Origin of the sequence: Streptomyces sp. NPDC059398 (genome assembly GCF_042751845.1) — a bacterium.
Classification (GTDB): domain Bacteria; phylum Actinomycetota; class Actinomycetes; order Streptomycetales; family Streptomycetaceae; genus Streptomyces.
The window spans coordinates 8,975-22,206 of the sequence record NZ_JBHYWP010000049.1 but is presented as its reverse complement, the minus strand read 5'-3'; the positions used below and the strand labels follow the sequence as shown (position 1 = coordinate 22,206).

The following is a 13,232-nucleotide window of genomic DNA, read 5'->3' as shown; positions in this document are numbered from 1 at the left end:
AAGCAACGCTGTTTCCAAAGTGCAAGTGTGGCGCACAATAGGGACGTGAACAGGAGCGAAGCCGCCGGGTCCGGCGCCAATCTGCCCGTGCTGCGCAGCCATAACGCGGCGCTCGTGCTGGAACTGCTGCGTACGGCAGGGGAGGCGGGAATCAGCCGTCTCGAACTCGCCGGGCGGACGGGGCTCACCCCGCAGGCGGTCAGCAAGATCACCGCCCGGCTGCGGGCGGACGGCTTCGCGGCGGAGGCGGGTCGCCGGGCCTCGACGGGCGGCAAACCGCGCACGGTGCTGCGGCTGGTGCCGGGCGCCGCGTACGCGGTGGGGCTGCATCTGGACCGGGACCGGGTGAGCGCGGTGCTGGTGGACCTGGCCGGGGAGGTCGTCGCCGGACGGAGCGCGGAGCTGGACTTCGGGGCGGGCGCGGACGTGGTGACGGCTGCGGCGGCCGATGCGGTGTCCGGTGTGGTGGCGGGTGCGGACGGGGTGGCGGCGGGCGTCGGGTCCGGGGTGGCCGGTGCGGGAGGTGCGGGAGGTGCGGGAGGTGCGGGTCCCGTCCGGGGTGGGCCGCCCCGTGTCCTGGGGGTCGGGGTGGCGGCCCCCGGCCCGCTCGACCACGAGGCCGGGCTGCTCGGCCGGGTCACCGGCTTTCCGCAGTGGGACGGCTATCCACTGCGCGACGCGCTGGCGGAACGCCTCGGCCTGCCCGTCGTCCTCGACAAGGACACCAACGCGGCAGCTCTCGGGCCTGCGTTGCGCGGGCCCGGCGACTCGTTCGCGTATCTGCACCTGGGGACCGGGCTCGGTGCCGGGCTGGTGCTCGGGGGCGCGCTCTACCGGGGGCCCCGCACCGGCGCCGGGGAGTTCGGGCACCAGACCGTGCAGCTCGACGGGGAGCCCTGCGGCTGCGGTGGCCGTGGCTGCGTCGAGGCGCTCTGTCTGGCCGCCGTCGCCAGGGGCGACCATGCGGCGGCCGCACGTTTCCTCGGGGTGGGCGCGGTCAATCTCGTGCGGCTCCTCGATGTCGACCGGGTGCTGCTCGGGGGCCGTACGGTCGATGCGGACCCGGACGTCTTCGTACGGGGCGTGGCCGCCGTCATCGCCGAGCGCGCCCGGCAGGGAGGCGGCGGGGGACCGGTCCCCGTGGCGGCTGCGGGCGGGGGGCGGTGGTTCGTCGCGGAGGGGGCGGCACAGCTGGCGCTGGCCCCGGTGTTCGGCCGTTTCGGCCGGGCGGCGGCGCCGTTCAGCATCCGTCGTACCTGAGGGTGACGACAGTGGTACTCGGCAGCCATCAGCGGTGCTGTGGAGCACCGGTGGTCCGTCCGGCCGCTGCCGGCGGGACGGACCACCGTCAGGCCGGTGGAGGCCGGCGTGTTGCGCGTGCAGGCGGTCGCTCAGGCTGTGCCGAGCGGATTGAGTACGGCGAACCGCCAGTAGCCGTCGACTCCTCGGCACGCGACGTTGGCGGTGGTGCCGGTCGGGGCGACACGCTCGCCGTCCGGAGCGGTGACTTCGAGGGTCCAGTCGGTGACCAGCAGCGCGGCATCGGCGCCGAGCAGGGTGTGCCGGGGGGTGTTGGTGAGCCGCCCACGGGCGGCGACGGTCCCGCTGATCTCCCGGCGCAGCGCCTCGTGACCGGCGATGACCTCGCCGGCCGGCGTGCGCATGGTGGCGCCGGGTGCGAACAGGGCCAGCACGCCCTCGACGTCACCGCCGTTCAGGGCGTCCTCGAACGCGCCGGGCAGCAGTGCGGGATCGGTGATCGCAGACTTCACAGTGGTGGGTCCTTACCTGGTAGGTGCCATCGGGGGCAGGGATGCACGAGCGCGCCGCGGGTCTGGGTGGCCAGGCCGGCAGCACGCGGCGACGCCTCCACGATCCCCGCCAAAGGCTCCCGGCAACGAGGTAGAGTCGGGACCTGCCATGATCAAAATTGGACAACACGACGTCATCGACATCGCCTACCTCAATCCCGACCGGCCGCAGTTGGGCATCGAGGTCCTGACGTTCGACGTCCTGCGCCGCCGCATGAAAAGGGCGGTCGCCCGTACCGCGAGCCGGACCGACTTCCACCAACTGCTCCTCGTACGAGGCGGTGAGGCGACGATGATGGTCGATTTCGTCTCTCAGCTCTGTGCACCAGGCAGACTGCTGCATCTGCGGCCCGGCCAGGTCCAGCGGTTCCCGGCCGATGCGGAGGGCCGTCTGGCCGAACTGGATGCCGTGATGGTGCTGTTCACCGCCGCCTTCCCACCGCGCCTGCCTCAGCTTGCGTCCCTCCTCGACGGCTTCGGTCCGGAGGGCTGGACGCTGTCCCCGGACGACCATCAGGTCCTCGACCGGGCCCTGGCCGAGATCGCGGCCGAGTACCACACCCTGCAGCGCCATAGGGAGGACACGGACACCGACCTCACCACCACACTGCTTCGCCAGCTTCTCGGCGCGGTGCTGCTGCGCCTGGCCCGGCTGCCCCATCCGGCCCTTGTCGCCTCGGCGAGGACCGGCGGCGAGATCTTTTGTGCCTTCCGGTACGAGCTGGAGCGCTCCTTTGCCGCCACCCGCTCCGTGCAGAGGTACGCCGACCGACTCGGCTACTCACCACGCACCCTGACCCGGGCCTGTCAGGCCGCCACCGGCCGCACCGCCAAAGAACTCATCGACGCCCGCGCCGCCCTGGAGGCGCAGCGCCTGCTCGTGCACACCGACCTGCCCGTCGCAACGATCGGCCGGACGCTCGGATTCTCCGAACCCGCCAACTTCGGGAAGTTCTTCACCCGCGAGACCGGCGACACCCCCGGTGGTTTCCGCACCCGCTGGCGCTGAGGGCTGTCCCGTGATCCCTGGTGGAGCAGCGCGCGGCGTCAGATGCGGTGCATCGCAAGGCGGAGGGGCATCCGCATACTGGATGTATTCGGGCGTCCCGACAACGCGGCGAGGCGCCGTAGCTGTCGTCGTGCGCCCGCCAGGGATTACGGGACAGCCCTCAGCCAAGAACCAGTTCCGCCATGAACTCCCCGGTTCGGCCTTCCCTGCCGGAGAGTACGAAGGGGCCACCATCCGAGAAGCGATTCCCGCAGAACGTGCCCGTGACGGACGATCACCTGCCAACGATCTCGCTCCCGGCCAGCACGAGCTTCTCATCCCCGAGCCACACCAGCCCCCGTGACCTGCAAATTTCAGGATGGCGGATCTTCAATGAATTCGTACCTGATGACAATGGGCTGATCGGGCGGGAAGGCGGGTGGCATTCGGCGGTACGCGGTCGTGGCGGGCCCGGCCGTGCGGGGCGGTGCGGTTCCGTGTGCGGAGCCCTGACCCACATGAGCAGCAAAGGCCCCCCATGCGACTGCGCACTGCCCTCGCCACCGGGGCGGCCCCGGCCGCCGCCACCTCCGCTCTGGCCGCCCTGCTGCTGCTCGCGGCCGTACCGCCGGCCATCGCCCGGGGCGCCACCGCGCAGAGCTTCGCCGCCCGGTCCGGCCGGCCCGGGGCCGCGTCGGCGCCTCCCGGCTGCGCCGACCGGGGCGGCTCGGCCTTCCCCGTCGAGGCCCGGATCGAGGGCGGCCCCGACTCGTATCGGCCCGGGGACGACTTCGCCACCTGGTCGCTCGAACTGACCAACACATCCGATGGCGCCTGCCGGGACATCCACCCGGTCGTCGTCCTCGTCGACCGGCACCGGCAGCTCCAGGACCGCCAGATCCGGCTGGAGTTCGAGGACCCCGCCGCGCACCGCTGGCGGCCGGTGCCCTTCACGACCACCGACGAGGACGAGCACATCGGCCCGTTCGGCGACGGCCCGGCCGGGCCCGCCGCGAACGACGGCGCCGCCAGGTCCGACGAGGCCGATGAGGGGGATACGGCAGCCGAGGCCGACGGGACCGGGGGGTTCGACGTCCCGGCGGGGCGGACCGTCTCGGTGCCGGTCCGGCTCGCCTTCGCCGGGGACACCGTCGCGGACGACATCACCGCCGACGCCGCCGTCGTCAGGCGGCACGGCGACGACGGCGACTGGGTCGGGGACTCCGGTGCCTACCGCTTCGCCGTCTCCGCCACCCCGCCGTCCGACGCCACCCCGCCGTCCGATGCCGCCGGGACGGACGTCCCCGGCGGGCAGGCTCCCGGGGAGCGCGTCCCCGGCCGGGACCACGACGGCGCCACCGGAGGGCGTACCGGGGGCGGCCCCGCGGTCGGACCCCGTACCGGTGCGCACGAGTTCGCCGGTGAGCTCGCCAGGACCGGTTCGCACCGGCTGCGCACCGTGTCGGCCATCGCCTGTACCTGTGTGCTGCTGGGCGCTGCCCTGGTCATCGGATCACGGCGCCCGAGGATCCAGCGCCGCCGGTAGCACCCCGGAGCACCACCGCGAGCCACGGACCGCCGTGAGTCCGGGAGCGCGGATCGGGTCATCGCCGTGAGTCCGGGAGCGAGGGCCGGGTCACCGCCGTGAGTCCGGGAGCACGGGCCGGGTCACCGCCGTGAGTCCGGGCACGGGCCGGGTCATCGCCGTGAGTCCGGGAGCGCGGGCCGGGTCCGCCACCGCGAGCCCGGTACCGTCACGCGGATCTGCGACCATCACCCCGTGGACTACCCGCACAGCCAGGCACCTGGCGCACCGATCCGCTCCGGTATCCCGGAGCACGGCCGCATCCCCAAGTACTACGCGGTCAAGGCCCATGTCTCGCTGCTGATGGCGGAGTTGGGCGAGGGCGAACCACTGCCCACCGAACGCGATCTGGCCGTACGGTACGAGGTGTCACGCGAGACCGTACGGCAGGCGCTGCGCGAACTGGTCCTGGAGGGGCGGCTACGGCGGCAGGGGCGGGGCACCGTCGTCGCGGGCCCCAAGCTCGAACAGCCGCTGTCGCTGGTGAGTTACACCGAGGGGGTGCGACGCCAGGGCCGCACCCCCGGACGGCATCTCATCTCGCTCGACCGCTTCCCCTGCCCGGACGCGCTCGCCGCCGAGACCGGGCTCGACCGGGGCGAGCCGGTCTGGCATCTGGAGCGGGTGCTGCTCGCGGACGACGAGCGGGTCGGCCTGGAGAGCACCTATGTCGCGGTGGCCCGAGTCCCTACCCTGGAGAGCGAGTTCGAGCCCGACTCCTCCTTCTACGGCTTCCTCCGCGAACGGCTGGGCATCCGTTTCGGTGACGCCGACGAGCGGATCGAGACGGTCCTGGCCACCCCGCGCGAGGCGCTGCTCATCGGGACGCCGCCCGCGCTGCCGATGCTGCTGATCCACCGGGTCTCCCGTGACGCGCGGGGGCTGCCCCTGGAACGCGTACGGACTCTCTTCCGGGGCGACCGGTTCAGCTTCACCACCCACCTCGCGCCGGACTGACCCCGGCGCCGGGGCGGTTGGAACCACCCGTTGATGTCACGAGAACATAACGGGTCTAGTCCAGTCTTGTGAGGCTGTTCACCGTGCCGTTGCCTCCGGGTCGGCGCCGGGCCACCCGCCCCCAGCAGCGTTGCCGTCGTGAGAGTCATCGTCGTAGGAGCCGGCGTGCTGGGCACCATGCACGCCTGGCACGCAGTGGAACGCGGCCACGAGGTCGTACAGATCGAGCGCGAGACCGAGGCCCGGGGTGCCTCGCTCCGTAATTTCGGGCAGGTGTGGGTCAGCGGCCGGGCCGGCGGGGAGGAGCTGGCGACCGCGCTGCGCGCCCGGGAGCTCTGGGCGGAGATCGGGGAGCGGGTGCCCGGCATCGGGTTCCGCGCCACCGGTTCGCTCACCCCTGTACGGAACGCCCTGGAGTGGGCCGTCGCCGAGGCCGCGCTGGAGCGGGACGACGCGGCCGCGCGCGGGTACCGGCTGCTGTCGCCGCAGGAGGTACGCGAGGTCAACCCGGCCCTGCGGGGTGAGTTCGAGGCCGCGCTCTGGTGCGGTCAGGACGCGGCCGTGGAGCCGCGCACCGCCCAACTGGAGCTGAAGCAGGCGCTGCTGGCCTCGGGGAGGTACCGCTACGTCGGCGGGCGGGAGGTCCGTGAGGTCGTCGGCGCGGGCTCGGTGCGCGACGATCACGGCGATGTGCACACCGGCGACGCCGTCGTCCTCTGCACCGGTGCCTGGCTCGGCGGTCTGGTGCGCGAACTCGCCCCAGGGCTGCCGGTCCGCCGGGTCCGCCTCCAGATGATGCAGACCGAGCCGCTCGGCGAACGCCTCACCACATCGGTGGCCGACGCCGACTCCTTCCGCTACTACCCGGCGTACGCGTCCGACGCCCTCGACGCGCTCAATGCGCGGCAGCCGCAGGACCCGGTGGCCGCCGGACACCGGATGCAGCTGCTGATGGTGCAGCGTGCGGACGGCGGGCTGACCATCGGGGACACCCACGAGTACGAGCACCCCTTCGCCTTCGATGTGCGCGAGGAGCCGTACGAGCACGTCGCCCGGGTCGCCGCGTCCTTCCTCGGGCGCCCGCTGCCGAAGATCCGCCACCGCTGGGCCGGGGTGTACGCGCAGTGCACCGACACCACCCGCGTCGTCCACCGCGAGCAGGTGCGCGACGGGGTGTGGCTGGTCACCGGGCCCGGCGGGCGCGGCATGACCTGTTCCCCGGCGATAGCCGAAACGACCGCGAACGACCTTGGCTGGTGAGTGAGTTGACCTTGCGGAATCCGATCAATCTGGTGGTGCTCGACATGGCGGGCACCACCGTCGCCGACGGCGGTCTCGTCGAGCGGGCGTTCGCCGCCGCCGCGCGGCGGATGGGCGTCGAGCCCGAGACGATGCTCGGCCATGTGCGCGCCACCATGGGCGAGTCCAAGATCTCCGTCTTCCGGCATCTGTTCGGGGACGAGGAGAAGGCCCGGCAGGCCAACACCGCCTTCGAGGAGGCGTACGGCGAACTGGTCGGCGCCGGGCACATCGCGCCGGTACCGGGTGCCCGCGAAGCCGTCGAGCGGATGCGGGACGAGGGCCGGACCGTGGTGCTGAGCACCGGTTTCGCCCGGCCCACGCAGGACGCGATCCTTGACGCGCTCGGCTGGCGTGACCTGGTCGGGCTGACGCTGTGCCCGGCTGACGCGGGCGGTCGCGGGCGCCCCTGGCCGGACATGGTGCTCGCCGCGTTCCTGCGGACCCGGGCCGTGGACGGCATGGACCAGGTCGCGGTCGTGGGCGACACCGCGTACGACATGCTCAGCGGCGTACGGTCCGGGGCCCGGGCCGTGGCCGGTGTCCTGACCGGCGCCCATGACCGGGAACGGCTGGAGCGGCACGGTGCCACCCATGTCATCGGCTCGGTCGCCGAACTGCCCGGACTGCTGGGCCGGTTGGACCGCGCGGTGCCCCCGGTGCGGATATGACCACCGGTACGGACACGGCCGGCGGTACGGATACGACCGGCGGCATCCGCTTCGACGGGGTCTCGGTCGCGTACGGTGCGCAGGGCAGGAACGCCGGGACCACCGTCCTCGACTCGCTCGACCTCACCGTCGAACCCGGCGAGGTGATGGCCCTGCTCGGCCCCTCGGGTTCGGGCAAGACCACCGCGCTGCGCGCCGTCGCCGGATTCGTCCGGCCCTTCGCCGGACGGGTCCTCATCGGTGGCCGCGATATGACCCACCTGCCCCCGCACCGCCGGGGTGTCGGCATGGTCGTCCAGCAGTACGCGCTCTTCCCGCACATGCGGGTCGAGGAGAACGTCGCCTTCGGACTGCGGGCGCAGAAGGTGCCCAGGGCCGAGATCCCGGAGCGGGTCGCCGGGGCGCTCGGGATGACGGGCATGGACTCCTACGCCAAGCGCTACCCGCGTGAACTCTCCGGCGGCCAGCAGCAGCGCGTCGCCATCGCACGGGCCCTGGCCATCCGGCCCGGGGTGCTCCTGCTCGACGAACCGCTCTCCGCGCTCGACGCCCGGCTGAGGTCCGGGATGCTGGCCGAACTCGCCAGGCTGCACCGTGAGTTGCCCGAGGTGTCGATCCTCTACGTCACCCACGACCAGGTCGAGGCGCTCACCCTGGCCGACCGCATCGCCGTGATGGACCGGGCCCGCCTCCAGGACTGCGGCACCCCGCAGCAGCTCTACCGGCGCCCGCGCACCGAGTTCACCGCCTCCTTCGTCGGCAACGCCAACCTCCTGCCGGTGACGGTACGGAGCACCGCGCCGGGGGCGGACGGCGGAGCGGGGGCCGCCGGAGCGGTGGTCGGCAGCGCGGTGGTCGCCTTCGCCGGTACGGAGCTGACGGTGACCGGCGCGGACGGCGCCGTCGCGGGAGCCACCGCCACCCTCTGCGTACGCCCGCATCTGGTCGGGCTCGGCGAGGGCCCGAACGGTCTGCGCGGCAGGATCTCCGAGGTCCAGTGGCGCGGCTCCACGCACCGGCTGCTGGTCGATGTGGACGGCCACCCGGTCAAGGCCGATGTCCGCGAACTGCGCGAGACACCGGCGCTGGGGGACACGGTGACGCTGCACTTCGCCCCCGATGACGCGGTGCTGCTCACGGCGGGCGTGACCGGGCACGAGACGGCGGGCGTGACCCTGCACGACACGATGACCGGGACACCGGTCGACGCGGCGGCGGGAGCGTCCGATGGCTAGCGCCACCCGGGCCGCTCAGACCGCGGCCACCGCGCCGGCCCCGCAGACCGGCGGAGTCCCGCCGGCCCGCCGGACCCCGCCCCGCTCACTGCCCCACTCCCTGCCCCGTCTGCTCTGGGCGCTGCCGCCCGTCGCGGTACTGGCGCTGGTCTTCCTCTACCCGCTGGCCCTCGTCGTCCAGCAGTCCTTCACGCCCGACACGGGCGGTACCTCCATCGCCCCGTACACCCAGGTCTTCGCATCGAACGCCTTCCGCGAGGCGCTGACAACGACCGTCTGGCTGGCCGCCGGTGCCACCGCCGGCTGTCTCGTCCTCGGCTTCGTGCTCGCCGTGGTGATCGCCTTCGTACCCTTCCCCGGCGGACGGGCGGTGGCCCGGTTCATCGATGTCTTCCTCTCCTTCCCGTCCTTCCTGATCACCCTCGCGCTGCTCTTCGTCTACGGCTCGGCGGGCATCGCCAACGGCGCGTGGACGGATGTGACCGGTGCGCACCAGGGGCCGTTCCAGTTTCTCGGGACGCCGTGGGGCGTACTCCTCGCGGAGATCACCTACTTCACCCCGTTCGTGATGCGGCCGCTGCTCGCGGCCTTCTCGCAGCTCGACACCGCGCAGATCGAGGTGGCCTCGTCCCTGGGGGCGGGCCCGGCCCGGATCGTACGGCGGATCGTGCTGCCCGAGGCGCTGCCCGCGCTCGCCGCCGGCGGCAGCCTGGTGCTCGTGATGTGCCTCAACGAGTTCGGCATCGTGCTCTTCACCGGGGCCAAGGGCGTGACGACCCTGCCGATGCTCGTGTACGGCAAGGCGATCCTCGAATCCGACTACCCGGCCGCGTGCGTGGTCGCCGTCGTCAATGTGGCGATCTCCGTCGGGCTCTACTCCCTCTACCGGTTGGTGGCCCGCCGTGCTGGTGCATAGCCGTACAGGCAAGTGGACCGTCTGGGTCCTCTTCTTCGCCCTCTTCCTGCCCCTGTTCGCCCTGCCGCTCCTGGTGATCCTGCTGGCGTCGTTCGCCACCAACTGGTCGGGCGTCCTTCCCTCGGGGCCGACCCTGGGCCACTACGCGACCGCCACCGGCGGGGACTCGCTGCGGGCCCTGACCACCAGCCTGGTCACCGCCGGATGTGCGAGCGTGCTCGCGCTGACGGCCGGGACCTGGGCAGCGCTCGCCGGGGCCGCGCTGAAGAAGCGCGGACGACGCTTCATGGATGCGCTGTTCATGCTGCCGGTCGCGGTGCCTTCGGTGGTGGTGGGCCTCGCCGTGCTGGTGGCGTTCAGCAAGCCGCCGGTCCTGCTCAACGGCACCTCCACGATCGTCGTCCTGGCACACACCATCCTGGTCACGGCCTTCGCCCACCAGTCGGTCTCGGCCGCGATCCGCCGGCTCGACCCGGTGTACGAGCAGGCCGCGGCCTCGCTGGGAGCCCGCCCCTGGTACGTGCTGTGGCGGGTCAGGCTGCCGCTGCTGCTCCCGTCACTGACCGCGGCGGCCGGGCTCTGCTTCGCCCTGTCGATGGGGGAGCTGAGCGCCACGATGATGCTCTACCCGCCCGACTGGACCCCGCTCCCCGTCCAGATCTTCGCGGCCACCGACCGGGGCTCGCTCTTCACGGGCGCCGCTGTCGCCGTGGTCCTCATGGCCGCGACGCTGCTGGTCCTCTCCGCGGTCTCCCGTATCCGCACCCGCGCGTCCTACCGCTGAACCACCGACGCCGACCACCACCGCTGAACCACCACGGCTCAGTCACCACCGCTGAACCACCACCGTCACCAGCCGGTCCCCACCGGCTTCAGCCCCACTCCAGGAGACACGACACGTCATGCGCCACCCCATCAAGCCGCTCGCCGCCGTCGCCGGGGCCCTGGTCCTCGCCGGTTCCCTCTCCGCCTGCGGCGGTTCGTCCGCCGCCTCCGACGCCAAGGTCGTCACCGTCTACAGCGCCGACGGCCTCAAGGGCGAGAACCACGACGGCTGGTACGACCGGGTCTTCAAGGACTTCCAGAAGCAGACCGGCATCAAGGTCGAGTACGTGGAGGGCGGTTCGGGCGAGGTCGTCCAGCGCGCGGTCCGCGAGAAGTCCAACACCCAGGCCGATGTCCTCGTCACCCTCCCGCCGTTCATCCAGCAGGCCGACGCCAAGGGCCTGCTCCAGAAGTACGCGCCCAAGGGCTCGGGCCAGGTCGCCCCGGCCGACAAGGGCGCCGACGGGACCTGGACCTCGGTCGTCAACAACTACTTCGGCTTCGTCTACAACAAGAAGGAGCTGACGAAGGCCCCCACGACCTGGGACGAACTGCTGGGCGCCCGGTACCGGAACAAGCTCCAGTACTCGACGCCCGGCGTCGCGGGTGACGGCACCGCCGTGATCATCAAGGCGATCCACGACTTCGGTTCGAAGGAGGCGGCCATGGCGTACCTGGGGAAGCTCCAGGCGAACAACGTCGGCCCGTCCGCCTCGACCGGCAAGCTCGCCCCCAAGGTCGACAAGGGCGAACTCCTGGCCGCCAACGGCGATGTGCAGATGAGCTACGCGCAGACGAAGACCATGCCGAACCTGGGCATCTGGTTCCCCGCGAAGTCGGGCGGCGGCAGGCCGACCACCTTCGCACTGCCGTACGCAGCCGGTCTGGTCAGCAAGGCGCCGCACTCGGCGAACGGTAGGAAGCTGCTGGACTTCATGCTCGCCGAGCAGGCCCAGAAGCAGGTCAGCGAGATCGGCGGCGGCTTCTCGTCCCGCCAGGACGTCAAGGCCACCGACGCCAACGCGACCGCGCTCAGTGCGCTGATGAAGGGTGTCGACGTCTTCGCACCCGACTGGGACGACATCTCCAGGAACCTCAGCTCATACGTCGAGGACTGGAAGTCCGCCACGCACAGCTGAGCACCCGGGCCGAGCACCCGGGCCGCACGCGGTGAGAACGTCACCGCACGCCTCTGGCAGTCCGCGGACTATTGCGAAAGGATAACGGGTCTAGTCCGGCTCGTTCGAAACCGTCAACGCCTCTGCCCCGGCAGGGGCGTTGAGCCGTGCGCCATCCGCACGGCCATCCCACCCCGTACCGGAGGATCACGTGTCTTCGCAGCTGTCCCGCCGCTCCCTCCTCATCGGCGCCGCCTCTCTCGCCGTCGCGGCGGGCCCCCTCGCCCAGAGCGCCCACGCCGTCAGCAGAAAGCCCAAGGTCCTGGTCATCGGCCTGGACGGCACCCTGCTCAGCAAGATCGAAGTGGCGGACGCACCGCATCTCAAGGCGCTCCGGGCGGCGGGCCTGACCGCCGCCAGCCCGCTGTACGCCGCACCCTTCGCCCCCACGCTCTCCGGACCCGGCTGGTCGACGATCATCACCGGTGTCTGGCCCGACAAGCACAAGGTGATGGACAACACCTTCGCCGGACAGAACTTCGCCCAGTACCCGGACTTCCTGACCCGCGTCGAGAACGCCAGGCCCGCGCTGGGCACCTACGCCATCGCGTCCTGGAACCCGATCACCACCACCGTCTTCTCGCCGAAGGTGGACACCCGCGTCAACACCCCGAGCGCCGAGTACGACACCGGGACCACCTCACGGCTCGTCAGTCAGCTCGCCACCGGCAGCGCCGACGCGCACTTCGTGCAGCTCGACGGGGTGGACGAGGCGGGCCACGAACACGGCGCCGCCAGCCAGGAGTACCTCGACGCCATCCACGCCGTGGACACCTCGGTCGGACAGTTCGTCGCCGCCATCGAGTCCCGGTCCGCGTACGCGTCGGAGAACTGGCTCATCATGGTCACCGCGGACCACGGCCACACCGACCCGGGCGGCCACGGCGGTTCCAGCTGGCAGGAGCGCCAGACCTTCCTGATCGCGCGGGGCGCCGGGATCGGCGCGGGTTCGACGCGGTACGACATCCGGATGCCGGACGTCGCCGCCTCCGCGCTCGCCCACCTCGGAATCGCCATCGACCCCGCCTGGGGCCTCGACGGCAGGCCGCTCCAGCAGCCGGGCGACGACGCGTTCGACGCGCTGCGCCCCCGGCTGACCGGGCCGGTCGACGAGAGCGGCATCGGGGCCGGCGTCATCGGCTTCACCCACACCCCGCCGCCCGGCTGGTCGGTCGACAACTTCGCGATGGGCACCGGCGGGGTCACCGAGTGGCGCGGCTGGTCCTTCACCACCGACGAGTTCTGGACGAAGGCCGAGCCCGACCAGCAGCGCGAGTCCAATGTCAGGGCGCGCGGTGTCTTCGCGGTCGCCGACGGGGACGAGTGGTCGGACAAGTCGTTCAAGGGGAGCTTCGACTCGACCCTGGTCAGCCCGGCCTACCGGGTGCGGGGCGGCCGCCCGGCGACCCTCACGTACACGACGTACTACCGCCAGGAGGCCCCGCAGCGCGGCGAGGTGCTGGTCAGCTATGACGGCGGGGCCCCGGTGAGCGTACGGACGTACACCGCGGACACCTCGTCCCGCACCGAGAACATCACCCTCCAGGTCCCCGCCGGGGCCACCAGCGCCCAGGTGCGGTTCCGCTACACCGGGGGCAACAACTGGTTCTGGACGGTCGACGGGGTCGGTATCAGCGCGGGGTGACACGGGCGGGGGGGGGGGGGGGGGCCGGGGCGGGGGCCGCCCCCCCCGCCCGGCGCGGGCGCGGGGGCCCCGCCGGGGCGCCCGGGGCGCGCCGGGACGGCTGTGAGAGCGAGAGACTCAGG

At 72.2% G+C, this 13,232-nt stretch carries 12 protein-coding genes; 11 read left to right on the top strand and 1 reads right to left on the bottom strand.

Going from position 1 to position 13,232, the window contains the following annotated elements; all coding sequences use genetic code 11:
• Window positions 1-45 precede the first annotated feature (45 nt).
• Window positions 46-1,260 carry an ROK family transcriptional regulator gene (locus ACFXBC_RS18820; protein WP_385025052.1) on the top strand — a complete coding sequence of 405 codons (1,215 nt, stop codon included), beginning with the start codon at window positions 46-48 and terminating at the stop codon, window positions 1,258-1,260.
• 131 nt (window positions 1,261-1,391) lie between these two features.
• Here ACFXBC_RS18820 and ACFXBC_RS18815 read toward each other — a convergent pair whose 3' ends face one another.
• Complete coding sequence (locus ACFXBC_RS18815) at window positions 1,392-1,772, bottom strand: YybH family protein (RefSeq protein ID WP_385025049.1); 381 nt, start codon at window positions 1,770-1,772, stop codon at window positions 1,392-1,394.
• 148 nt (window positions 1,773-1,920) lie between these two features.
• On the opposite strand from ACFXBC_RS18815, the gene ACFXBC_RS18810 reads away from it, so the two are divergent.
• The 10 genes from ACFXBC_RS18810 to ACFXBC_RS18765 all read left to right on the top strand — a co-directional run bounded on the left by ACFXBC_RS18810 (window position 1,921) and on the right by ACFXBC_RS18765 (window position 13,110).
• Complete coding sequence (locus tag ACFXBC_RS18810) at window positions 1,921-2,820, top strand: helix-turn-helix domain-containing protein (protein WP_385025046.1); 900 nt, start codon at window positions 1,921-1,923, stop codon at window positions 2,818-2,820.
• Window positions 2,821-3,337: 517 nt separating this feature from the next.
• Window positions 3,338-4,345: a hypothetical protein gene (locus tag ACFXBC_RS18805; protein WP_385025043.1), complete on the top strand. Its 1,008-nt coding sequence runs from the start codon at window positions 3,338-3,340 to the stop codon at window positions 4,343-4,345.
• Between the two features lie 234 nt (window positions 4,346-4,579).
• A complete protein-coding gene (locus ACFXBC_RS18800) occupies window positions 4,580-5,341 on the top strand; it encodes a GntR family transcriptional regulator (RefSeq protein ID WP_385025040.1) in 762 nt (253 codons plus the stop codon).
• A 138-nt stretch (window positions 5,342-5,479) separates the two neighbouring features.
• Window positions 5,480-6,601, top strand: coding sequence for a TIGR03364 family FAD-dependent oxidoreductase (locus ACFXBC_RS18795; RefSeq protein WP_385025037.1), 1,122 nt, complete (start codon window positions 5,480-5,482; stop codon window positions 6,599-6,601).
• Window positions 6,598-7,311, top strand: coding sequence for a phosphonatase-like hydrolase (locus ACFXBC_RS18790; protein ID WP_385025034.1), 714 nt, complete (start codon window positions 6,598-6,600; stop codon window positions 7,309-7,311). The genes ACFXBC_RS18795 and ACFXBC_RS18790 overlap by 4 nt, the downstream gene beginning before the upstream one ends.
• Window positions 7,308-8,546 (top strand): ABC transporter ATP-binding protein, encoded by a 1,239-nt coding sequence (locus ACFXBC_RS18785; protein ID WP_385025031.1) that lies wholly within the window; start codon window positions 7,308-7,310, stop codon window positions 8,544-8,546. The genes ACFXBC_RS18790 and ACFXBC_RS18785 overlap by 4 nt, the downstream gene beginning before the upstream one ends.
• A complete protein-coding gene (locus tag ACFXBC_RS18780) occupies window positions 8,539-9,462 on the top strand; it encodes a 2-aminoethylphosphonate ABC transporter permease subunit (protein ID WP_385025028.1) in 924 nt (307 codons plus the stop codon). Before ACFXBC_RS18785 ends, ACFXBC_RS18780 begins: the two co-directional genes overlap by 8 nt.
• Complete coding sequence (locus tag ACFXBC_RS18775) at window positions 9,449-10,246, top strand: ABC transporter permease subunit (RefSeq protein WP_385025025.1); 798 nt, start codon at window positions 9,449-9,451, stop codon at window positions 10,244-10,246. Before ACFXBC_RS18780 ends, ACFXBC_RS18775 begins: the two co-directional genes overlap by 14 nt.
• A 118-nt stretch (window positions 10,247-10,364) precedes the next feature.
• Window positions 10,365-11,426 carry a 2-aminoethylphosphonate ABC transporter substrate-binding protein gene (locus tag ACFXBC_RS18770; protein WP_385025022.1) on the top strand — a complete coding sequence of 354 codons (1,062 nt, stop codon included), beginning with the start codon at window positions 10,365-10,367 and terminating at the stop codon, window positions 11,424-11,426.
• A 190-nt stretch (window positions 11,427-11,616) separates the two neighbouring features.
• Window positions 11,617-13,110, top strand: a complete 1,494-nt coding sequence (locus ACFXBC_RS18765) for an alkaline phosphatase family protein (RefSeq protein WP_385025019.1) — start codon at window positions 11,617-11,619, stop codon at window positions 13,108-13,110.
• Window positions 13,111-13,232 lie beyond the last annotated feature (122 nt).

Excerpts from the sequence above, each read along its gene's own strand:
- ACFXBC_RS18810 (WP_385025046.1), top strand. The coding sequence starts at position 1,921 with ATGATCAAAATTGGACAACACGACGTCATCGACATCGCCTACCTCAAT.
- ACFXBC_RS18805 (WP_385025043.1), top strand. The coding sequence starts at position 3,338 with ATGCGACTGCGCACTGCCCTCGCCACCGGGGCGGCCCCGGCCGCCGCC.
- ACFXBC_RS18785 (WP_385025031.1), top strand. The coding sequence starts at position 7,308 with ATGACCACCGGTACGGACACGGCCGGCGGTACGGATACGACCGGCGGC.
- ACFXBC_RS18780 (WP_385025028.1), top strand. The coding sequence starts at position 8,539 with ATGGCTAGCGCCACCCGGGCCGCTCAGACCGCGGCCACCGCGCCGGCC.
- ACFXBC_RS18770 (WP_385025022.1), top strand. The coding sequence starts at position 10,365 with ATGCGCCACCCCATCAAGCCGCTCGCCGCCGTCGCCGGGGCCCTGGTC.